Below are 23,823 nucleotides of genomic sequence, written 5' to 3'. Positions count from 1 at the left end.
TTAAAAACTGTGTTATTATTTATTTGGATTCAAGGCATTTTCAATTCTTTGTAAAACATCTTGTAAATGATATTTACTCATCTTATCAATCGTTAATGGTAATGCAGCTTTGATTTCATTTTTCAATGATTCCAAATGTGCTCTAGCAATTGATGGTAAGTCCGTTTTTTTCAAGTCAACGCTGCGACTTTCAAATCCATAACTTGCACCTTGTGGAATGAATGAAACAGTTGTCATTCCAGGGTTTAGCAATGAAGTAACTTTCTCAATAAATACTTTTTGTAAGTTACGGCGATAAATATCAATTGTTTTTTTAGTTTTCAATTCTGACCAAATACTGCTTCTTAAATCAGTCATTAATTCATCTAAATTGTAATTTGCATTACTTGCCGAACCTGTTTCCATCAATCGAACCATTCTATCTCCGGCAAATAGACTATTTAATGATGTTTCTTGAATGGCTTTTACTGCTTCAACTCCTTGCTCAGGATTAATTTTGTTTAAAACATTTTTATCTAAAAGCCACGTTGGCGTTTCAAAAACTTGGCGATTTAAGAATGAAACTGCGTCTTTTTGCATTGCTTTTGGTACAACTTCAAATACATTACCTTCCATGTCATACGTTTTTGGCGTGTCGTAAATTCCACCAATATTTTTAGTTACGTGGCCTATATAACGACGGTATTGAGCAGAAACGTTTGCGTATAATTCGGCTAGTTCTTTATATGTTTCGCCATTTTCTTTACTCCATTCAAGCAGATTTGGTAATATTCGTTGTAAGTTTTTAATACCATAATCTGATGCTTTCATAGCGTTGTCGCTCAAATCTTCAGTTTGATAACGTGGGTCAGAAGGGCTAATTTCTGTGCCAAAACGTTTGCGTGGGTCTTTTACAGCTTCTTTTGTCAAATCATTCAAAATAGCTTTTTCTTCCTTAGCACTTTGTGCATCTGCAAAATATTTATACGCCCACTGAATCGCCCAAATGTCATAATCACCAATTCTTGGGAAGAAATCAGTAATTCCATCTTCTGGTTGAGCTACATAATTGAAACGAGCATAATCCATAATTGACGAAGTATGACCATTTTTAGCAACCCAGTCTTTATCACGCAGTTTTTCAACTGGTGTGGCCGAACTTGCTCCCATATTATGACGCAAACCAATGGTGTGACCAACTTCATGTGAAGAAACAAAACGAATGAGTTGTCCCATTAATTCATCATCAAAGTTTTTCATTCTTGAGCGAGGGTCGGAAGCTGCCGTTTGAATCAAATACCAATTTCGTAACAAACGCATCACATTATGGTACCAACCGATATGACTTTCTAAAATTTCACCGCTGCGAGGGTCATGCACGTTCGGTCCATAAGCGTTTTGAATATCAGCAGCAAAATACCTAATAACAGAATATCGGGCATCTTCCAAACTCATGCTGTCTTTCGGATTCATGTATTCTCCACGAATAGCGTTTTTCCATCCTGCTTTTTCAAAAGCTACTTGCCAATCATCAACACCTGCTTTTAAGTATTTTTGCCATTTTTGTGGTGTTGCAGGGTCAATGTAGTAAATGATTGGTTTTTTTGGTTCAATCAATTCTCCACGTTTTTGACGTTCAGCATCTGCTTGAGATTTTGGTTCGAGTTTCCATCTTACCGCAAAAATTTCATTATCAGATTTCTGAGATTCTTCACCAAAATTTGCATATTGATTAGCAAAATATCCAACGCGTGGGTCGAAATAACGTTTACGCATCGGAGTTTTAGGAAGAATAATCATTGATGTATTAAACTCCATTGTAACTACTCCCGCATCACGTGAAGCAGGTAAATATTGCCCTATTTGTGGCATTGGAACCAAAGAAACTGATGGGGGAACGACACTGAAAGTTTTTGTGGTACGAATTTCAGTATTTATCGGATAAGTACGGATATGCTGAATAAACGAGCGGTCAGGCTGTAATCCAGCGATTTTTAAAAATTGTTTATTAATAGGGTCTAGTGAAAAAACTTGATTGTCACCTTTGAAAAAATCAGTTACTTCAATAACCGAAGATGTATCTTTTCTAAGTGCTTTAATGTCAAAAACGCCAATTATTGGGTCTGCACTTGAGTTTTTTACAGATTGAAAAATAGGTTTTGTGCTATCTGGACTTGCAATAATGAAGGTGATAGAACGCAAAAATAATTTATTTTCAGGCCCTTTTTCCCATCTAACTACTTGACGATTAACTTCTTCTCCACCAAAAATTCCACCACCAGCCGCCGTTTTTGAATAACGAGTAACCGTCATAATATCTCTGCCAATGAGTGTATCACTCACTTCAAAAAAAAACTTTTCATCAATTTTATGAACTGTCATTAATCCATTACTCGAAATAGCCTTGCTTGTAATAACTTCTTTGTAAGGTTTTGGACCAGTTTTTGGAGCTTCAGCAGGTTTTGCTGGAGCTGCGGGTGCTGTTGTGGCAGGTTTAGTTTCTTCAGGTTTTTTGTCATCTTTTTTTTGAGCGTACGTGCCAAATGCGAGACAAAAAGCCAATGAACTTAAAAAAGTGGTTTTTAGTAATTTCATATATTTGAATTGATGATTTGAAGATATTGATTTGTAAAATTAATGAAAAATGGTATTATTAATAAAATAGTTTTGATGAAAGGATATTGAAACAAGACTAAAAGATATTTTTTATAGAAAAAAATAGCAATATTAATATCTAGCTAAATCAAAACAGCGAAGTTTTGATAGCCTTAATTGTGAGTTGAAAAAATTTTTCGTAAAATTGAAATCTTTATATGCTCTAATTTCCCCTAAACCAAATTGGTTTTAATCAATTTAATAGAAATGGCAATTAGAATCATACCAAAAACTTTGCGTAAAATATCTGCTCCAGTTGGGCCAAGAATTTTTTCGAGTTGCTGAGATGTACGAAGAATAATATACACAAAAAGTAAATTTAGAAGAATGCCAACTACAATATTTTCTTCTTGATAAGCAGATTTTAGCGAAATAATAGTTGTCATTGTTCCTGCACCTGCAATGATTGGAAATGCTAAAGGAACGATAGAAGTTGCTTTACTAGTGGACGTTTCATGCTTGAAAATATTTCTCCCTAAAATCATTTCAAAGCCAATTAAAGCCAAAATCAATGCACCAGCAATAGCAAACGATTTTACATCCACACCGAATAAATTTAAAATACTAATACCCAAATACAAATAAGTAATCATTAATACACCCGCCACAATTGTAGCTTGTTCGGCGTGAATATCACCTGCTTTTTTTCTCAAATCAATGATAACTGGAATCGAGCCTAAAATATCAATGATTGAAAATAAAATGATTGTTACCGAAATAATTTCTTTAAAAATAAAATTCATTGTCGTAGAAGTGTTTTTAGTTTGTCGAACTCCCAATCTTCAATAGCAGGGAAATTGGCGATTCTGAAAGTGGTATCTTTCCAAGCTCCATAGCCATTGCCCAAAATTATATTATTTTCTTTAGCTTTTTGCTTCAATCGTAATATTTCATCAATGTTTCCTTTAATTGCAATCACAGTTTCAGACCTAACCTGTGTGTTTTCAATTAGTAATTCTAAAGATGTTTTACTTGTTATGAAATCATAAAAATTAATTGCCCTAGATTTTATTTGTGTGCTAATTGTTTGAATATCTGGTATTTGTTCCATTATTCGCAACAATAAATAGATTCCTAAAATATTTGGAGTATAATGCGTTTGGTATTTTTGAAAGTTTTCGTGAATAAAAAGTAAGCTATTATAATGCTTGCGTTCACCAATTTCTTTTGCTCGATTGATAGCATTTGGTGAACATATCATTACGCCCATTCCTGCGGGTAAACCAAGACATTTCTGAACCGACGCAAGCCAAATGTCACCCATTTTCCAATCCAATTCAATACCTCCTAAGGAAGAGGTAACATCAATAGCAATTAATACATTTGAGTTGGTTTCTTGACGAAAATTAGCTGAAATTTGCGTTGCGTTAGATGTTTCATTTTGTGTAAAACAGATAACATCTGCATGGGTTGAATAACTGTTTTTTGCTTCAAATGTAGTTTGAAAATCAAATTTCGTGCAAGAAGTAGTTTTGTCTAATTGTGTGGCGTAGTCAAACCATTTTTCACCAAAAGCTCCATTAAAAATGTGGTGACTTTGATGTTTTACAAGCGATTGACTAATGATTTCCCAACATTCGGTTGCTGAAGAAGTGAAGTAAACCTGATAATCTTCAGGAATGTTTAGTTTTTGTTTGAATGCCAAAATACAATTTTTGAGCATATCCATAAAAGCCAAACTACGGTGATTTTGGCTCAAAATCCCTTCTTTAATGGCATCTTGGAGGTAATTTGCCACTTTCGGATAAACTTTTGATGGGCCTGGATAAAATGTCAGCATAATACCCTAAGGGTGATAAATTTTGTACTCAATTTAAAAAATAACCCTTTAAATCCCTTTCAAGTTCAGTTGCAGAAACGGTTTTGATATTTCCGTCTATTGCCAATGAAATCTTGCCATTTTCTTCTGAAATACAAATGGAAGCAGCATCAGTTGCTTCCGAAATTCCTAATGCTGCTCGATGCCTAAAACCATAATTGGAAGGTAAATCATCATTATTGGCTACTGGCAAAATACAATGAGCAGCCTTGATTCGATTATTACTAATGATTATTGCTCCGTCGTTTAATAAGCTATATTGACTAAATAGCGATAAAATAATTTTTTTTGATAAAATAGCATCAATTGCATCGCCAGACTCGCAAAATTTGTCTAAATCGTCTTCCTTTTGAATCACAATTATTCCGCCTGTAAATTCGTTTGACATCGTTTTGGCGGCATCAATAATCATTTTTATAGGATATTTTTCTTCATTACTAATTTCATTTCCGAGTAAATTAGAAAAAAGTTGATTATTTGTGAGCGAAGTTGATTTCCCAACCATTAACAAAAATCTACGTATTTCTTGTTGAAACAAAACTATCAAAGCAATTGCCCCAACTCCCATAAAATACTCTAAAATTCTGGTTAATAATTCAAGCCCGATTGCCTTTACAATCAAATAAAAGAGATAAATGAGCAAATAACCCATAAAAACTCGACTGGCTACACTTCCACGAACTAATTTATAAATGTAATATAATAAAAATGCGACTAGAGAAATGTCTAAAATATCAGTCCACTTAATTTCCAAAAATCCGATTTGCATGTGAAAATTTCATTTTAAATTCAAATTCGGTTTCATAATACACCTGAAAACCTGAGTTTTCGTAAAACCGCTTTGCTTTTGGGTTGTTTTTTAATACTTGCAATTCTATTCCTTTTGATTTTTTTTGTCCATCTTCAATCACTTTTTCAAGTAGTTGAGTACCGAATCCTTGGTTTTGAAAAGATTTTTGAATCAAAATATTTATGATTTCAAAAGAATGATTTTTTTCTTCAATCTCCAGATAACCAATAGTTTGTTTGCCCAATTCAACAATTTGAATATGCTCTGAATCAAACTCTTTTCGATGTAATTCGATTTCAGTCAAATACATCTCATCACTGTATTCTTTGATTGAAAATTGCTCAATTTCAAAAGTTATATCAGCATCATTTTGCGTAGCTTTTCGAAGAGAAAGAGTCATTAATTAAAATTTTGTATTGACAATTTTATAAAAAATGAATCCTCTTTTTAACGAAAAAGCCATTTTATTACAAATTAAATACTTTTTGGAAAAACTAACGCATTTTTGTAGATTTCTTTAAGTTGATTTTGGAAAATGAATCTTTTAAAACGTGAATTGAAAGAAGTATTGTTTATTTTTCGATTACAATTCTTAAGCATAATATTGAAAGAATAAAAGTCATTGGCGTGAAAATAATTGTCTCAATACTTGATTCTGCCAATAAATTACCGATTGTGTTGAGTGCAAAAAGTAAGATAAATAACCATAAAATTGCATTGAGCAATTTTACGGAGAAGTTAAGCTTTAAATAATTTCCTTTGATTAAGATTACAAAAATCAAAAGGATATTAATGGTGATTGAAATGGCTTCTAATCTTATCATTTCTGATTCATTTTTAAGTTTTCCTCCCCAAACGATATTGAATGGAATCGTTTGAGTTAAAACTAAAAAATGAAATATAATGATGAATCCAATAAGCAATAAAATGATATTGATTGCGATTTTGAAAGGGATTTTTTTAAACATTTTTAACCTAGTTTTTTTAAAATTTCCAAGCCAAAATTCCATTCTCCATAACCTGCATCGGCATTTATATGTCCTGCATCACCAATATTAATGAATTCACTTCCCCAATTTTCGGCAAAAAACTTAGCTCTTTCCAACGAGACCCATTCATCATTAGAGCTGGCAACAACAATCGTTTTGAATTTGATTTTTTCGAGTGGAATTGGAGTAAAACCAGTTGCAGGAAATGTATAAACAGGATTTTCAATATCACTTGGAGCGACCAATAAGGCTCCTTTTATAGTTTTATTATACTTTTTTGCCCAATGTGCAATTGTTGTACAAGCCAAACTATGCCCGATCAGTATGACGTTTTCGAGGTCATATTCTGCTAGTGTTTTATCAATTGTTTCAAGCCAATCATCACAATAAGGTGCGTCCCATTCTTGTTGATTAATTCTTTTAAAATTGTCTCCTAAGTTTTCAAAATGCGTTTGCCAATGATTTGCTCCTGAATTGCCAAGACCAGGTAAAATGAAGTAATTTGTCATGGTTTTACCAAAGATTATTTTTGTGTGTATTGTTTAAATTGTAAACAAGAGGGATTTGGAACGCTTATTTCTTGACTAATTTTTTTGAGTAATCCAGTTTTTAAATCTCTACGAAAAACAACAATATTGCTACTTGATTGATTCGCAACAATAAGGAAATTTCCGCTTGGGTCGATATTGAAATTTCGTGGCGTATTACCAAAAGTTGATACAAATCCAACTAATTTCAAATGCCCATTTGTTGCAATAGAAAAAATTGAAATTGTATTTTCAACCCGATTCGAAGCATATAAAAATAATCCATCTGGCGAAATATGAATATCAGCACTACTATAAGTTTCTGCTAACTTTTGATTACTCATTATTCTTTGAATTCCAGTCAGTTTTCCATTATGATAAGTGTAAACGGCAATCATTCCACTCATTTCTTCAATACAATATGCGTATTTTTGGTTGGGATGAAATGTCAAATGTCGAGGCCCGCTTCCTGCAACAGAAGTTACATTTAGACTATCAATAGGAGTGAGTGGTTTGTTAATTTGAGCATCAAATTTGAAAGCCCAAATTTTGTCCGAACCTAAATCTGGCAAAAATAAGTAATCGTTTTTGGGTGAAAAAATAGTCGAATGAATATGTGATTTTTCTTGGCGTTGCTCATTGATACTCTTTCCTGAAAACTGAATGCTTTGCGTAAAACTATTGATGCTTCCATCAATATTTGTAGAAAAAACACTCATATTACCCTCACTATAATTGCCCGAAACTACAAAATTATTGTTTTTATGAACGCTCACATAAACTGGATTTTCGCCATTACTTGATTGTTTATTGATAAATTTTAGTTTTCCATTTATGCTATCAATGGCAAATGAACTAATATTTCCGTGTTGAGAAAGTTTGGTTTCAGTACAAGCATATAAATATTTTCCGTTAGGAGAAATATTTAAAAAAGAAGGATTAACTAAGGCTTCGGTATTGCTTTTGAAACGCAATTCACCTGTATTTAAATCAAGGCTATATACGTAAATTCCTTTATGTGGTTTTCCATCAGTATATGTGCCTATAAATAAATAGGTCTCTTTTCTTTGGGCATTAACCGAATTCAAACTTAGGATAAAAACAAAAAGACAGATTATTTTTTTCATTTTATCGGATATTTCAATGGTATATCAGTCATTTTTTTATCATTCTTCCAAAAGTATTTTGGTATTCAGAAAAAAAACAATTCAGATTATTGAAAATGTTGTACATAAAACAACTATTTCAAAACTTCTATTGAATTTAACTCTGGACCACCGCCACGATTACCAGAACCAGCAATCGAATAAACTTTTCCTTCAATTACTGTTGCTCCCGTTCCATGACGACCTTTATTCAAACTCGGAAATTTAACCCATTGCATTTTTTTAGTGTCAAATGCTTCAACTTCGCTATGAGAAGGTACTTGAGCTGGACTTTCACCACCGATAACCAATAATTTGTCGCCAAATGCTACTGATGAATTCCCTGCTCTTTGTGTTGGCAGATTGAGTTCAGCTGGAAGTGTTTGCCATGTTTTTTTCTTTAAATCATATACATCAACCGCAGGTTCAGTCAAGTTTAAAACTTGGTTAATTCGAGCCGTTGAACGTCGCCCGCCAGCAACATATAATTTGTCTTTTATAACTGCAACACTCACATGATCACGGAGGTGTGGTGCGTCTCCTAATTTTACCCAAGTGTTAGTTTTTGGGTCATATTCGTCTAGCCAAGCTACATGCCCATCCCAATGACCATCTAAAATACCACAAACCATATAAATTTTGTTTTTATAAACCACACATCCTGCCGAACCTCTTAATCTATCTTTTGGTATTTCTGGCCCTTTTCTCCACTCACCTTTTTCGATATTAAAAATATAAATATTAGGAATTGGAGTTTCGTGTGGATATCCGCCAGTCATGGCCATCATCACATAAACTTCATTATTATATGTAACGGCTTGTAAATGATGAATTTCAAGAGGTGTTTCAACTGATTTTGTCCATGTTTGCGTTTTTGTATCGTAGATTTCGGTAGATTTGATGCCACGACCTCCTAACAAAACTATTTTCGTACCAACTGCAGTCAAAGTGTTTTCATGACGATTCGTACAATTATTTGTAGGTAATGCAGTTTCCCAAGATTGTGCATTTGATGATACAAAAGATAAAAATCCGATTGATGTCAGTATGACATGTTGGATAATAGTTGAGACTTTCATTGATTAAATTACTTAGAATAGAGTGAAATTTAAGAATAATAAGCAATTTAACGAAAAATATAATTTTTGTAGAATTGTGAGACGACTAATGTTTATTTGTGGACGAATATTTATAAAGAAAGAAAAAAAACTTCTTCTGCAAGTTGCCAATGGGACACAGAACTATTATCAGGTTTTCCATTGTTTTCCCATATTTTGTAGGCATTTTTTCGTATTTGCTCAAAATAAGCTTCATTTTTTAGAAAATAATAGCATTTTTTTGTTGTATAATCAAATGGAACTGAGCCAAAAAAATCTTGTCTGCCCAATATTTCTGCCGTATGTCGGTAGCAATATTGTTTAATAGGGCAGTCGCCACCAGCACAAAGCGTTATTTCGTAAGGCATGGAATAAAAAAAATCTTAAATGTTGGTAAATAGGTTTTTATTGAAATACTCGAATATAATCAACAACCAAATGCTGTGGAAAAGTGGTTGAACCGTCTGGTTTTCCAGGCCAATCTCCACCAACAGCCAAGTTTACGAGTAAAAAATATTCTTCTTGAAATTCGCTTAACCCCGCTGGAGTAGTATCAATTTCGTGGTATTTTTTATCGTCCAAGTACCAAATAATTTTCTTGGCGTCCCAAACAATCGAAAATACATGAAATTCATCATTGAAAATTCCAGAAACTAGTTTGGTATTGCCACCGTATTGGGCGTGACTATTATTATTATCCCAATGAACTGTTCCATACAAAGTATTATCTTTATCATTCCCACCAACCATTTCCATGATGTCAATTTCACCACATTTTGGCCAACTAACTGTTTGAATATTCTTGCCTAACATCCATAGAGCAGGCCAAATTCCTTGACCCTTTGGTAATGCTGCTCGAATATCAACTCGCCCATATTTGAAATTATATTTATCTTGTGTAGTTAATCTCGATGAGGTATAGTTTTGACTACCAGTATTTTCGATTTTAGCTTCAATAATCAAATACCCGTCTTTGACGCTTGTATTTTCTTTTTTGTAATATTCTAATTCGTTGTTTCCCCAACCATTATTGTTACCAATTTCATAATTCCAATATTTTTCATTCAAAGTTGTACCGTCAAATTCATCAGCCCAAGCTAATTTTAAGTTTGGATAACTAGCAGGAGTAGAATAACCTTTCGCTGGAATGATTGAAACTGGAGCTTTTACAACTATATCATCGTCGTCATTTGAGTTTGAAACATAGCCAATTGGCTGTTCGCATGATTCAAATGAAACCAATTTACTGCCTTTTCCATCGCCATCAGCATCTTGATACCACGTTTTTCTTTCACACGGTTCATCACTTTTTGAACAAGAAGAATAAAATAAAACGACAGATATTAATAGAATAAAGGCATTAAATTTTAAGTTTTTCATAGTTGTTTTGAATAGAGATTTTAATAATAAGAAGTTTTTTTGAACAAATGTTTTAGATTGAAATATTTTTGGTGTAAAACATTTGCTCAAGATTATTTCCATATTTTAGAAAATCACTGACTGCTATTATTTTAGATTACTAGGATAGTAAACCTTGTATTTTGGCCAACAAACTTTCCAATAAAAAAATGATTGCTAAGTTATAAATGTTTATTGAATATATTTTTTGAAAATTATAAATTATTCTTGATTTTATAATTGAATCTATTTAATGTACTTCTACAGAAACATTTCATATCTCTTCAGAATTTTTTATTTCATCAATTTCATCAAGGAAATCATAAAATTCTTTTTTGCTTTTGAACTTCATTTTTTGATTGACGTTTTTGCGGTGTGTTTCTACTGTATAAAAACTCAGCTTTAGCATTTCGGCTATTGCTTCGGTACCATGTCCTTGCTTAACGAGTATCAAAATTTCCATCTCTCGCTTGGTTAGCTCGTGTTTAAGTGCAAACGCATCTTTTTCGAGAACTGCTTTGTTTTTTATAATATTCTCAAATATTTTTTCGCCTTGCATCACACTTTTGAGAGTATTAATTAATTTGAAAGCGGGTGTAGTTTTCGAAATAAAAGCATCTACCCCTTCTTCTTTGAAAAGAGCCATTTCTCGCTTGTCGGCATACATGCTGACTATGACAATTTTTGCATTCAAGTTTAATGTTTTGAGCTGTTTCACTACATCCAACCCATTTAGGTAAGGCATGTTGTAGTCGATAAGTATCAGCTGAGGACGCAGCATATAGCATGTAAAGATTGCATATCGACTATCATATAGTTGTTCTATAACTTCAAAATATCCCGACTCTTGCAAAATAAGGCTTAGGCCGTCGTTTACGAGTAGGTGGTCATCAATAACTACTGTTTTAGTTTTCATACGGTATTTCGATTATAAAATTTGTACCATTAGTAGTTGAGTCAATCGTAATTTTAAAATTCGAGATGGCTGCTCTTTTCTTAATATTCTTTAGTCCAATTCCATTATTCGGTATTGCATTTTCCATACCGATGCCGTCATCTTCAACTATGAGTTGTATTGTTTGTTCAGTATCAAAAATCTGCAGTGTCGCTTCAGTTGCTCTTGCGTGTTTAATAATATTGGTCATAATTTCCTGAATTATCATGTAGATATTCTGCTGCTGATAAGGGGCTAAGGTGTTTAATTTTTCGAGCGAAAAATCTCGATACTTAAAATTCACGATTGAGCAATCGTTTAATCTACTCACTAAGGCGTCAATTTTTTCGGTAATTGCGTACTCTTTATCATTCACCAGATTATGACTTATAAATCTGACTTCGTTTATGGCATCTATGAGTAGCGACTGAATGATTTCGAGTTTATTCTCTTTTAGGTTTAGGTATTCATAGGCAGATACCAAAATATTACCTACGTTATCGTGCAGGTTGCGGCCGATGGCTTCTATTTCTGTTTTCCGAATCTTAATTAGATTTCGCTCTAAAAGGCGGAGGTTTTTCATAGTTGTAAGGTCATTTTTTAGTTGTAGGAGCAGCAATACAAAAAAAGCAGCAATACTCAAATGCGGTAGAAAGGTTAGATGTGGAAATATGAATGTCTTGAAAAAAAGCCAGTTGCTTATTACTTGTACGAGTGGAGGGAGAAATATTATTAGTTCAATGATGAGCAGTTGCGGGATTTTAGCCTTGACAAATATGATAAAGGCATGATAGAGTATCCAACACATATTGATGGCAGCTAAGGTATTGACGGAAGTAGCCATGAAGATATTGAAATACATAAAAACATTGGGTGGTAAAAAGCCCAATAGAACAACACATAAATTAAAGAATATTAGGATTATTGCTCCTTGTCGATAAGTTTTCAGTATAGAGGGTGGTACTCGAACAAGGTGGTACATAAACGGATGCACCGTAATATTACAACCGAGTAAACTAAAAAGAGATAATGAAGATGAATTGATGGATATACGATTACTTGGTGAGAAAAAATCTAAATACCCAAAATAAGATAGCAATAGTAACAATAAATTAGATAAATACAGTACAAAATAGAGCATCGACTTTTGTTTGTAAAAAAGCCCCAAAAAGAAGGTAGTGAGCATCAGTGCCACAATAAACGAACACTCTATGAGATGGGTGCCATTCTGGTAAATTGATAACTTTGCATAATATTGCGGGGTGGCTATTTGAGGTATAAGCCTATGAAAACCCATAAAGCGGGAAGACTTCAATAGAAAAATGGTAGTATCTTGGGCTTGAACGCTTAATGGAAGAGCAAAATCGAAAAATTGGGATGAACGTTGGTATAGGGGTGTTAGTCGGTGTATTTGCCCACAAGGTTTCAATTTACCTTTATTGATACTGTACATTTTTAGGGCATCAGACCCCATGTGGGGGGTATAGAAAACCAAATCTTGCACTATTGTGCTTTGGTTGATTACCTTAAAGAGTATCCAGTAGTTCGAGGTAGTATTTTGAATACCAAACAATACCTCTTTTTTTGTACTTGCTCTAAACTCTTTGAGCAAAGCTGGATTATTATAGTTTTTTTTCAAGAAAGCCTCCGAAAATCCTTTATTTGCTACTAAAACTTTAGGGCCGATTTCCTCGTGTGTATAATCATCGGTGATATATATAGCTGCTCGGCCAACACTGGTCGTGGGCATTTCCTCTTTCTGCCCACAGCCAAACAGTAGGAGCATTACTGCCAATAATCCTACTACATTATTTTTATATCTCCCGAGCATAATTGTTCTGTAATCAGATTTTTAGATTCATCGGTATAAACCGATCTACATACCTTCATTAGTCAATAGGCCAACGTTTGGTAATGCAAATAACAGGCAAAAGAAAAACTCAAAAGTCGTTTTTCTGAAAAAAAAAACTTTTCGTTCACATATTAATGCTATAAGTAAACCATTTTCTATGGCTCACTACCTGTTAACAGGTATGCCGCCCCCCAGCTATAAGCACCACTTTTGCTAATCAAACACTTCAGTAAAGTTTTATGAATACATTAGAAATTTCGGATATGCCGATTCAAGTAGGAAGCCGTTTGGCGTTTCTGCCCAACGAGATGGTGTTTCTCGAAGCCAGTATTAATTATACCAATCTCCACTTGGCCGATGGCCAGAAAGTAATCGTGTCGTACCATTTAGGGAAGCTACAAAAACGCTTACAGGGGTTTCCTTGTTTTGCTCGGCTTAATAAGAGTGTGATTGTGAATCTGCAATACATTGAGGGTTTTGCCAACGACTATCTGGAGCTTAGAGAACAGCAGTTTTTTATGAGCCGCCGTCGCAAGAAAATTGTATTGGCAATGCTCGATGAATATACCCGACAAAATAACCCAGTAAATGATTTAGTAAATTTTTAACAAACCATCAATCTCAATGAAAGTACTCTTTACACCTCGTATTTATGTGTTGGCATCCATGTTGATGCTTTTATCGCTGCTCTCGGCTAATGCTCAGCAAGCTAAAAAAATCTCGTTGCAGGGCTTCTTGAAAGATGCCAATGGCAAGGCAGTAGCCGATGGCCAGCAGAGTATTACGTTTAAGCTCTACACCCAAGAAGCTGGTGGCACTGCCGAATGGACAGAAGACCAAACGGTCAATGTATTTGGGGGCGTATATAGTACGCACCTTGGCAAGACAGTACCGCTCGAAAACCTTAATTGGGGAGCCTCTACCTATTACGTAGGTGTAACCGTGCAAGGCACGGAGCTTACGCCCCGCACCGAGCTTACTTTTGCCCCCTACTCACTTGGCTCACCCAAAGCACAAGAAGTAGTTTGCTCAGGAGCCGTAGGAGACATTAAGCACTCCATTCTGAACCCTACACAATTTGCGGCCGTAAATGGCAACTGCTGGGTCCCCATGGATGGCCGTGCTTTAGCAGCAACTGATAAACTCCGACAAATTACGAGTATGACTAACGTGCCCAAGGGGGGTGGCGTGTTTATCAGAAGCCAAGAATTTGCAGGTGACACAAATATTGATGATGACAGAGATGTTAATAGCCCAATTGCGACATTCCAAAACGAAGCTTTTAGAAGCCATGCTCACACTGCAACTTTGGATTTTAGTGGGAACACAAGTAGCGATGGTAATCATAGACACAATAATCGTTTAAATGGTGGAGCAAATGGAGTAGGTGGATGGAAGGAAGCAACTGATGCTTGGGATCCAGCTAAACTTGGTATGCGTGTTACTAACAGAAGTGCAGGCGATTTATTATGGATTCAAGAATTAATGGATTATGCTGGCACTCACTATCATACATTTTCAGGGAAAACTTCTGGAGATACAAAGAACTCTGGAGGTAACGAAACCCGCCCTGATAACTTAAACTTCTGGGTCTATATCCGTATCAATTAATAGCATTAGTCCATTCTTAAATTAAAAATTTTATGCAAAAGAGGATACTCTACATTCTCTTGGGTTGGCTCATGCTGTTTGGTTGGCAAAAAACATTTGCCCAAGCCGATACGCTCTGTGACCAAAACGAGAATAAAAAAATATTTGGCGAGCTGTATTTCAATTACGGTTCCGTAACGAATGCCTATTCGGCATTCAACCGCTCTACTTTTGTAATGGGCCAACCCTTGGCTTCGCCACGCAATATGCTTTCGCAGGGTTATCAGGCAGGTTTTGGGGTGTATAGCCCGTGGTATTTGCCCCCACAACCACCGATTCTGGTAGCTTCGCAAGGTGATTTTAAAGACAGAATTAAGGTATCATGGAATGTCAATCCTCTTTCTACGCCACCGACAGGCTTTGTACTCTACCGTGATGGTTCTTTCTTGGCCGATTTGGGTGAAAGTGTACGTGAGTTTCTCGACTTTAATACGCAAGCAGGCGAATACTACGAGTATAGTATTGTGGCTAAAAATGTTTTTGGTACGGGTAGCCCTTCAAAATATGTGGGTTTTGTGAACCCCAATGGGGTAGTTAGTGGAAAAGTAGAAACCAACTCTGGTAATCCAGTACCAGGAGTAGAAGTACGTCTCACGCCACTCACTGGTAACTCAATGGCATTTGATGGTGTAAACGATGAACTTTGTGTAACGTATCATGATGAGCTTCCGACTGATAAATTTACGGTTTCGGCCTATGTAAAGCTCGGTGATGTAAACAACGAAGGTGCAATCATTGACTGGGGTAGCTCATTGAATAAAAACTGGTGGATAACCACCACCAAAAATGATGAACCCAAAGGATATATCTTCCATGTAGGTAATGGTACAGGCAGCGACTCGCTGAAATACTATTTGCCAAACCTACCTACCAACCCCGAAAACCTAAACAATTGGCACCAAATAACGATGGTGTATAATGGTTCGGCCCTATCGGTCATGGTTGATGGTGAATTTGTAGGAACCAAGCCCGCCAGTATCGTGCGTGAGAAAAACTACCTAAACATTGGTAGTAAAATCGGAAACGACGGTTTCTTCAAAGGAAAAATTGATGATATCAGGGTATATAACCGCCCACTAAACCAAACGGAGGTAAATTCGACTAAAAACCGTTCGGTATCAAAATCAGAAGCTGGTTTGGTATCGTACTGGAAGATGGATGAGGGTGTGGGTGTAAAAGTATTTGATAATACGACAATCCCGACCAATGCTAATGTTTATGGTGCAACCTTCTCTTCTGATAAACCTGAAGTTTACAGTGCGGGTGTAACGGACGTAACTGGGTATTATGTAATTGATGGTATTAATTATAGCCAATCGGAAAGTTTTAGGGCAACCCCGATGAAAAACTTTGAGTTTAATTCGGCACTCGAATTCAATGCGGCTGATAAATCGTATGGTAATCTGACCGATTTTGATATGCCTGATACTTCAACGGTACAGGTTTTATTTCATCCGTTTGATTTGAAATCACGCCAGACAGTCCTTTCAAAAGGCAGTTTCTACGAAGCCTATATTGATAATGGAAAACTTTTCTTGAACCTTAACGGTACAATTACCGATTTAGGAGCGGTAAAAGCAAAGTATTATCATTTGGCGGTAACGCTTGATAATACGGCAGGTAGTGCAAAAGTTTATTTAGAAGGTGAATTGAAAGAAACGGTTTCATTTACTGGTACGTCGAACTGGCAAAATGGTAGTCCGTGGCTTTTAGCAACTAACTCGACTGATGCTACTACCGGTAAGTTTTATACAGGTTTGGTAGATGAGTTTGTTATCTATAAAACAGCTTTACCACAGAATGTGATTCAGGAACATTATGTGGTAGGATTACCAAATGATTCGACAACGGCTTTACAGTGGAGTTACTTCGACCTCAATGAAGGAACCGATACTAAGGTTTATGATTATGCTGCCACTAACTTTGGAGCTGCATTGCCACGGGAGGGGGTAATATTGAAGGCTTCATGGAGCAATAATGCCCGCAGAAAAGAAACTAAAGCCCACGAATTTGAGCCAAATATACGGGTCGTAAATCTTAACACAAGTAATACAGCTATTGGAAATATTGATTTTAAAGACGTATCAACAGTTAATGTTTCGGGAACCATACGCTTTGCTAATACCTTCTGTTTTGCTGATTCTATTAATATCTTTGTAAACGGACAAAGCTATTTTCCACCTATTCGTACTGATAGAAATGGAAAATGGTCAGCTGATTTTGAGCCAGGTAAAACCCTCAAGTTCAGTGCATCATACAAAGAACATTTGTTTTCTCCCGCTTTCTTTGAAATCCGTAAAATACAATCACCAAAAGCAGGCATTGTATTCTTGGATAACACGAAACGTACAATTTATGGACAAGTGGCTGGTAATGATAAATGTAGAAAATCAATCATTCCTCAAGGCTCAAGAGTAGTTGTAAAAGTAGCCACTTTAGATGGTTGTTTTGAGCGGACAGATACACTCCGTAATCCAGACGGTAAATTTATTTTTAAAGATTTACCTGCACGTGCCTTTAGAGTAAGTGTAGTTGAACACTCAAATTCAGTGATTTATAACTATTTTCAGCTAAAAGGTGGGCAAGAGGTAGATTTACGAGATGTAATTTCTGATACCACAGACTTTATTTATGTAGCACCACCAAAAATCGAAATGCCGGGTATCACTCCCAACGCTTGTAATTTAAAAATTGCTTATCAGTATATTGAAAGTAAATTTAAAATTAAAGTTTTTGAGCAATATGATGGGGGTAAATGTTATGTTGATGGAGCAAAGTTATTAATTGATAACCCCTCGGTAACAAGTTTAGTTGATACAACATTGGCAAAAAATGTGCAAGAGTTTGAGTATAAATTCAAGCCTAAGAATGTAAACATTATTCCACCATACAAAACGCTGGTAACTGTAACAGGAACAGTCGGTAGTGCCTCAACTACTGATACGACCTCTTTTGTGATACTTGGTAGAAAAGCCACTATTGGAACATTTACATCATCTTCACCCCAGCAACCCAAATTTGTACTACGTGACCCACCAGGAGATGGAAGTTATGCTACTCTCGAAAAAGGATTTACTCACTGTACCAACGATAGTAGAAGTGTAATTAATGATTTAGGAGAAGAGTTTAGTATAGGTACCTCGTTCGGTGGAGAAACTAATGTTGGAACACCAGGGGCTGAAATTGTAATAAAGAATGAATTAAAAGTTACAGCTTCAGGAGGGTCAAATCAGACATGGAATTATTCAACAAATGAAAATTCCTGTATTACAACTACCAAAGTTATTTCTACCTCAGCATCCGACGGAGTAGTGGGAAGTGAAGGAGGCGGAGATGTTTACTTTGGATATGCCGAAAATGTTACTTTTGGTGGTTCTATTGAGCTAAACTATAAGCCTGATAGTTGCAAGTTTTATACAAAAAAGAAACTTGAAATCAGTAATGTTACTATTGGTGGAGACTTTGTTTATTCAGAACGGCAAATTGTTAAAGATATTATTCCTTCGTTGAAATTACTTGCATCCCAACCATTAGCTGTAAATCCTAAAAGGCACAGAGATTCATTGGCCTTTGAAGAATGGGAGAAGTATATAAAGATGAATAAAGATGATAAAAAAGTAAAATATGAGAAAACTATTAGCTTCGATGCAGGAGCTGTTTATGAAGAAAGTACAACCACAGATAGTACTAAAGGATGGACAGAAACTTTTGATATAAAAGGTTGGTATGGTGCGGATGCAGAATTTACGCTTAAAGCACTCGGTGGTATCGAAGGTAACTTAGCAATCACGCATGAGCATACAAAATCGAATACCCATGACGAACAAACTACTAATGTGTATGGTATTTCCTACCATTTTGAAGATGATGATGTAGGTGACAACTTCCTTGTACAAGTTTATCGAGGTAAAATCTGGGATAGCTATAGCTTTGAATTAGTATCTGGAGAGAGTTCATGCCCTTGGGAAAAAGGAACAAGACAACGCTCTGCACCTACACTTGTAAGCCTTGATGGAAACTCTAAAGTAAATGTACCTGCAAATACTTCTGCGGTTTATCAATTACAATTAGGAAATGCCAGTCCAACCGATGAGGCCATGAACTATGACCTGTCATTAGACCCTTCCACCAATCCTGATGGAGCAATCGTAAAAGTAAACGGGCAGCCTCTTACTCAGCCTATAACATTCAGAATTGACCCTGGTCAGAGCCAAACTGTAACTCTTACTATTGATAAAGGTCCTATCAAATATAATTATAGTGATATTACTATTCAATTGGAGTCTGCTTGTGAAACTGAATTGGCCGATGCACGAGGAGGTGATACTTTAGTAGATAAGTATTTTGTAAAAACAATAAACTTAGCAGCTTCATTTATTGAGCCTTGTAGCAAAGTTGATATTGGTTTCCCATTACAAAACTTTGTAATAACACCAGCATCACAAAATAAACTGAGTATTACCTTAAATGAATATAATAAAGATGATGAAGATTTAAAACTCATACGTTTACAATATCGTCCTATCGGAGGTGATGGTTCTTGGATAAATATCAATGAAACTTTAAAAGCAAATTTAGGTGATATATTCACTATTAAAGAATGGAATACAGAATTATTAAAGGACGGCCCTTATGAGATTAGAGCGGTAGCTGAATGTTTTAATGTTTCTTTACAACCAGGAATTTCAACAGTTATAAAGGGTGAGGTGGCTCGAATACCACCAATGGTATTTGGTGTACCAGAACCAGGTGATGGTACGTGGGACCCAGGCGATGAAATCTCTATTACGTTCAATGAGCCAATTGATTGTGATAAAGTTGTACAAGCAGATATGTTGGCCAATAATACCATCGGTCTTTATGATGCTACTACGAATGCACTGGTAGATGCTACTATTGCTTGCGTGGGTAATAAGATTATGATTACTCCCAATATTAACCCAGTTTTCTTTGAGAATAGAACCTTTAGGGTAGTGGTTAGTGGCAAAGACTATGATGATGCGATGTTGGCTCAAAACCCGAATCATCAGAGAGCAGCTATCAGAGATAAGGCTGGTAATATGATTGAGAAAACCATTAAGTGGGAATTTGCAGTTAATCAAAATAACCTTGAGTGGGTAGGTACGGATGTAATCGAAACCAATGAAGTGCTGAAGCCATTTACGGTAAAACGCCAAATACGTAACCGTGGTGGTAGCATTACCAGCTTTCGGATGGAGAGTGTGCCTTCGTGGCTAACGGTTTCACCATCAACGGGCACACTAAACCCAGGCCAAATAGCTGATGTAACGCTCACATTCCAAAAAGACTTATTGATTGGTGATTATTTAGATACACTCCAAATGGTAGGTTCAAAAGGTGCAGAACCCTTATTGATTGATTATCGCGTGCGTTGTCCGCAACCTAAGTATGAGGTAAGTAATCCTGAGCAGTATCAAGGTACAATGAATATGGTAGTTGATTTGAGTATCTTCGGAGTTACTTCAACCGACCCATCTGATGTAGTTGTAGCTAAGATAGATGGGCAAATCAGAGGGGTAGCTAAGGTAGCATATTTCCGAAATATTCCAGCAGATCACAAACGATGGTTGACCTTTATGACGGTGTATGGTAATCCGACAGACGAGGATAAGCCTATTGAATTTGCAGTTTGGCAAGGGGCAAAATGTAACGAGTTTGTGGAGATTCTTGAAGAATATAGGTACCATGATGGAAGTTTGGCGGGAACACCACTCGAACCAACACCAGTAAGTGTACTGAATTTAGTAAAAAAATGTATTCCGCTCAATAGAGGTTTCAACTGGGTTTCATTTAATCTTGATTTGGGTACTGGTAGAAATACAGTAACTAATGTATTGAAATCTTTGAAGAATAAATCAGGTGCTTACATTAAGACTGACAATAATTTTGCGGAGTACCTTGATGGTTATGGTTGGGATATGGCCGATAGCTTAATTTTTCCAACGAAACGATACATGGTATTTATTACAGAAAGAGATACGGTGTGTCTTAAAGGGGCACCATATAAAGCTGCGGAGTATCCGATTGAGATTAAAAACAGTTGGAATTGGATTGGTTATGTTCCTTCAATTGGCATGACTGTAACTCAGGCATTAAGAGGCCTAACGCCACTGAATGGTGATATTATAAAAAGCCAGACTCTTTTTGCTCAGTATGTAGCTGGTGTTGGTTGGGTTGGTAATTTGAGTTTCCTTGAACCTCTGAAAGGATATCTCTTGAAGATTAGTAATGCCGGAACATTGACTTATCCAGGCATATCTGTATCAAATGCTCGAAAAGCTGCCGATGATATAAATTTAGATGACCAAAATAAAATGGAAACACCTATGACGTTTAACTTTGCTCAGTATGAACAAACGATGAATCTAATTGGTCATATAAACGGTATTACGATTGATGATGACGACGAATTGCGAGCATATATTGAAGGGAAGTTGGTAGGCGTGAATAAGTCGATTATCAACGAAAAAAATAGGCTTTTCTTCCAAACTATTTACTACCAAGACGAACAAAATATTCAGTTTAGGTTGTATAAGGCCGATAGAGACAAGGAATATGAGCTAGATAGAAAAGTATTGTTTAAAGGGGAAACACTAGCTGGTTTAGTGGAAGCTCCAATTGAGTTTAATTTGATTTCATTAGGAGCGGACGAAGTGCAGATAAGTATAGATGATATGATAATTAAACAACCTGAAACTGTATTTAGAACAGTTTCAGTACCTGCTGGTATTGTAAAGCCAAGTGTAAGTTGTACGAATTATGCAGTGAGTACTATTTTACCAACATCCAATGATACAAAGCCAATGTGTGCGGCTACCACTCAAGAAGGTAATATGACGGCTGTTATCAAAGTGAAATTTAATGAACGTACAAGTTTTGTATCGACAGATGATGTTTTGATATTCGTTAATCCAAATACAAATACAGTGGTAGGTTGTGCTACTTTCAATACTGTTAATAAATTATTTTATGCTACTATTGGCGGCAATACAGGTTCTACAACATTACCCGTGGATGTGAAATATTATTCAAGTTCAATGAAAAAAACTTTCACTTTGAAGTCGGCAATTACGTATCAATTTAATGCTAAACTAGGTAATGCAGTTGTTCCGCACGAACTTAATTTCTCACCGTTGAGTATTAGTATTAGTAATGGTGTGGTTTCGGCGGTGATGCGTGATACTTCATGGATTGGCGATTATGGTGTGAATGTTTTTGCTCTTAATTGTGCTGGCTACAATGATGGACAAACGAGTTTCTTTTACCGTCGTCTAAAAAGTAATGATTGTTCGTTTTCATTCTCGAAGCCAAGTTCGAACGCTCCCGTATGTAAAGGTAGTACCTTACAATTGTCAGCCAATAAAGGAGATAGTTATGCGTGGATTGGTCCCAATGGTTTTAGCTCAACATTACTTAATCCTGTAATTGAAAGTGTAAGCACTGCAGCGGCAGGTGTGTATACGTTGACGGTTACTTCTTATCGTTGCCAAATTACTGCAACTACGAACGTCATAGTCAAAACTTTGACCATGACGGCTACCAGCAACACCCCTGTTTGTGAAAAAACAACGCTTAATTTGAGCAGTAGCGGCGGAACAAGTTATTCGTGGAGAGGTCCTAACGGCTTCACTTCAACAGAACAAAATCCAAAAATAGAAAAGGTAAGTGTATCGGCCAGTGGAGCTTACACAGTTGTGATGAATGATAATGGTTGTACGGATAGTTTGACGACCGATGTAGTCATCAATCCACTTCCTGTGGCAACTGTCAGTAGCAATGCAATTGATGTATGTCTAAAAAGTACACTTAAGCTGGGCGTTAGTGGCGGAACAAGTTACCTTTGGAATGGTCCAAATTCGTTTAGTTCGACTTTGCAAAATCCAGAGATTGAGAACGCAGACATTTTAACGGTAGGCACTTATATGGTTGAAGTAACGGATAAGGGATGTACATCATCGGCAAGTATTGCAGTAAAACTGAAACAGCTTCCACAGGTGCCGAGTATTATAGGGGAGTCCAAGATGTGTGCTGGCATACCAAATATTCTGACAGCTATCTCAAACCCATCGGCAATATTCACTTGGTCGAATGGTTCAACTGGAAGCACTATTAGTGTAGCTCCTAAGGCTGATACCACTTATACCGTAATAGCTTGGGTCGATGGTTGTATAAGTAAGTCACAGGTATTTATGATGACAGTAAAACCGTTTTATACCTCACCAACTATTACTGCTAATAATATACAGATTTGTAAAGGTGAAAGTGTAATTTTGACAGCTTCTTGTCCTGCAGTGACAGATGTATTCAAATGGGAAACTCCGTCGGCTAATAATACAGTTGCATCGAATAAAAATACCCGTATTGTAACTGAACCAGGGGTTTTTAAAGGCTATTGTATTCCGCTTGAGGGGTGTACAAGTGCTAAAGTTGAGATGGTCATTACTCAATCTGAAAATTGTAATGGACAAAACTTCATTTCAGTGACTCCAATTAAGCCTAATATTTGTCCAAATTCTTCGATTACGCTCAATGCTACTGGTTGTAGTGGAACTCTATCTTGGACTAGTGGTTCAAGTACACAAACTGGGACAAGCTTGACGGTTAGCCCGACAGTCACTACGACTTATTTGGTTCAATGTAGTAATGGTGGCTCAACAAGTGTCGAAGTGGTTGTTGCAACTAAAATTGTTGTTGTTAATAGCAATATTTCTACAGGAATTGAGCGAATTAAGGCAATCGAAACAATTGAGTCGAATAAGAAAGTTGGAGATGGTGCGTTTACACCAGCTCCATCCGTTAGATTTGAGGCAGGTAAAGCTATTATTTTGAAACCTGGTTTTATAGCGGAGAAATACAGTAATTTCCAAGCGGAAATAAAAACGTGTTATTAATGTCTAATTAGTATTAATAATAAACCCACTTTGAATCTTATTTCTTAGTGGGTTTATTATTAATAGAGTTCTTTAA

Annotated in this window: 16 protein-coding genes; 3 read left to right on the top strand and 13 right to left on the bottom strand. The window is 36.0% G+C overall.

Translation table 11 applies throughout. The annotated features are described in order from the left end of the window. Positions 1-15 precede the first annotated feature (15 nt). The 13 genes from MJQ71_RS07515 to MJQ71_RS07455 all read right to left on the bottom strand — a co-directional run bounded on the left by MJQ71_RS07515 (position 16) and on the right by MJQ71_RS07455 (position 13,164). Positions 16-2,574, bottom strand: a complete 2,559-nt coding sequence (locus tag MJQ71_RS07515) for a zinc-dependent metalloprotease (protein ID WP_238805954.1) — start codon at positions 2,572-2,574, stop codon at positions 16-18. 233 nt (positions 2,575-2,807) lie between these two features. After that, positions 2,808-3,377, bottom strand: coding sequence for a MarC family protein (locus MJQ71_RS07510; protein WP_238805953.1), 570 nt, complete (start codon positions 3,375-3,377; stop codon positions 2,808-2,810). Next, a complete protein-coding gene (locus tag MJQ71_RS07505) occupies positions 3,374-4,414 on the bottom strand; it encodes an aminotransferase class V-fold PLP-dependent enzyme (RefSeq protein ID WP_238805952.1) in 1,041 nt (346 codons plus the stop codon). The genes MJQ71_RS07510 and MJQ71_RS07505 overlap by 4 nt, the downstream gene beginning before the upstream one ends. Before the next feature lie 28 nt (positions 4,415-4,442). Further along, complete coding sequence (cdaA, locus tag MJQ71_RS07500) at positions 4,443-5,222, bottom strand: diadenylate cyclase CdaA (protein WP_238805951.1); 780 nt, start codon at positions 5,220-5,222, stop codon at positions 4,443-4,445. After that, positions 5,197-5,643 carry a GNAT family N-acetyltransferase gene (locus tag MJQ71_RS07495; protein ID WP_238805950.1) on the bottom strand — a complete coding sequence of 149 codons (447 nt, stop codon included), beginning with the start codon at positions 5,641-5,643 and terminating at the stop codon, positions 5,197-5,199. Before MJQ71_RS07495 ends, cdaA begins: the two co-directional genes overlap by 26 nt. 172 nt (positions 5,644-5,815) lie before the next feature. Beyond that, positions 5,816-6,211: a hypothetical protein gene (locus tag MJQ71_RS07490; protein WP_238805949.1), complete on the bottom strand. Its 396-nt coding sequence runs from the start codon at positions 6,209-6,211 to the stop codon at positions 5,816-5,818. Between the two features lie 2 nt (positions 6,212-6,213). After that, positions 6,214-6,741 (bottom strand): RBBP9/YdeN family alpha/beta hydrolase, encoded by a 528-nt coding sequence (locus tag MJQ71_RS07485; RefSeq protein WP_238805948.1) that lies wholly within the window; start codon positions 6,739-6,741, stop codon positions 6,214-6,216. 14 nt (positions 6,742-6,755) lie between these two features. Then, positions 6,756-7,886, bottom strand: a complete 1,131-nt coding sequence (locus tag MJQ71_RS07480; protein ID WP_238805947.1) for a lactonase family protein — start codon at positions 7,884-7,886, stop codon at positions 6,756-6,758. A gap of 113 nt (positions 7,887-7,999) precedes the next feature. Further along, positions 8,000-8,983, bottom strand: a complete 984-nt coding sequence (locus MJQ71_RS07475) for a Kelch repeat-containing protein (protein WP_238805946.1) — start codon at positions 8,981-8,983, stop codon at positions 8,000-8,002. 110 nt (positions 8,984-9,093) lie between these two features. Continuing rightward, positions 9,094-9,369: a DUF2934 domain-containing protein gene (locus tag MJQ71_RS07470; protein ID WP_238805945.1), complete on the bottom strand. Its 276-nt coding sequence runs from the start codon at positions 9,367-9,369 to the stop codon at positions 9,094-9,096. A gap of 37 nt (positions 9,370-9,406) precedes the next feature. Then, positions 9,407-10,381 carry a glycoside hydrolase family 16 protein gene (locus MJQ71_RS07465; RefSeq protein ID WP_238805944.1) on the bottom strand — a complete coding sequence of 325 codons (975 nt, stop codon included), beginning with the start codon at positions 10,379-10,381 and terminating at the stop codon, positions 9,407-9,409. Between the two features lie 292 nt (positions 10,382-10,673). Further along, positions 10,674-11,315, bottom strand: a complete 642-nt coding sequence (locus MJQ71_RS07460) for a response regulator transcription factor (RefSeq protein ID WP_238805943.1) — start codon at positions 11,313-11,315, stop codon at positions 10,674-10,676. Further along, entirely contained in the window at positions 11,305-13,164 is a 1,860-nt protein-coding gene (locus MJQ71_RS07455; RefSeq protein ID WP_238805942.1) for a sensor histidine kinase, read from the bottom strand. Before MJQ71_RS07455 ends, MJQ71_RS07460 begins: the two co-directional genes overlap by 11 nt. Before the next feature lie 260 nt (positions 13,165-13,424). Here MJQ71_RS07455 and MJQ71_RS07450 point away from each other — a divergent pair, with 260 nt between their 5' ends. Genes MJQ71_RS07450 through MJQ71_RS07440 form a run of 3 tightly spaced genes read left to right on the top strand, consistent with a single transcriptional unit; the run spans position 13,425 to position 23,747 of the window. Next, on the top strand, positions 13,425-13,793 hold the full coding sequence (locus MJQ71_RS07450) for a LytTR family DNA-binding domain-containing protein (protein ID WP_238805941.1): 369 nt from the start codon (positions 13,425-13,427) through the stop codon (positions 13,791-13,793). Positions 13,794-13,809: 16 nt separating this feature from the next. Beyond that, positions 13,810-14,796 carry a DUF8740 domain-containing protein gene (locus tag MJQ71_RS07445; protein WP_238805940.1) on the top strand — a complete coding sequence of 329 codons (987 nt, stop codon included), beginning with the start codon at positions 13,810-13,812 and terminating at the stop codon, positions 14,794-14,796. A 32-nt stretch (positions 14,797-14,828) separates the two neighbouring features. Continuing rightward, positions 14,829-23,747, top strand: coding sequence for a LamG-like jellyroll fold domain-containing protein (locus MJQ71_RS07440; protein WP_238805939.1), 8,919 nt, complete (start codon positions 14,829-14,831; stop codon positions 23,745-23,747). Positions 23,748-23,823: the final 76 nt, after the last annotated feature.

The sequence above is a fragment of the Emticicia aquatica genome (assembly GCF_923079645.1).
In the GTDB taxonomy this organism is placed as follows: Bacteria; Bacteroidota; Bacteroidia; order Cytophagales; family Spirosomataceae; genus Emticicia; species Emticicia aquatica.
The sequence above is the reverse complement of the archived record's forward strand: the minus strand, read 5'-3'. Positions and strand labels throughout refer to the sequence as shown.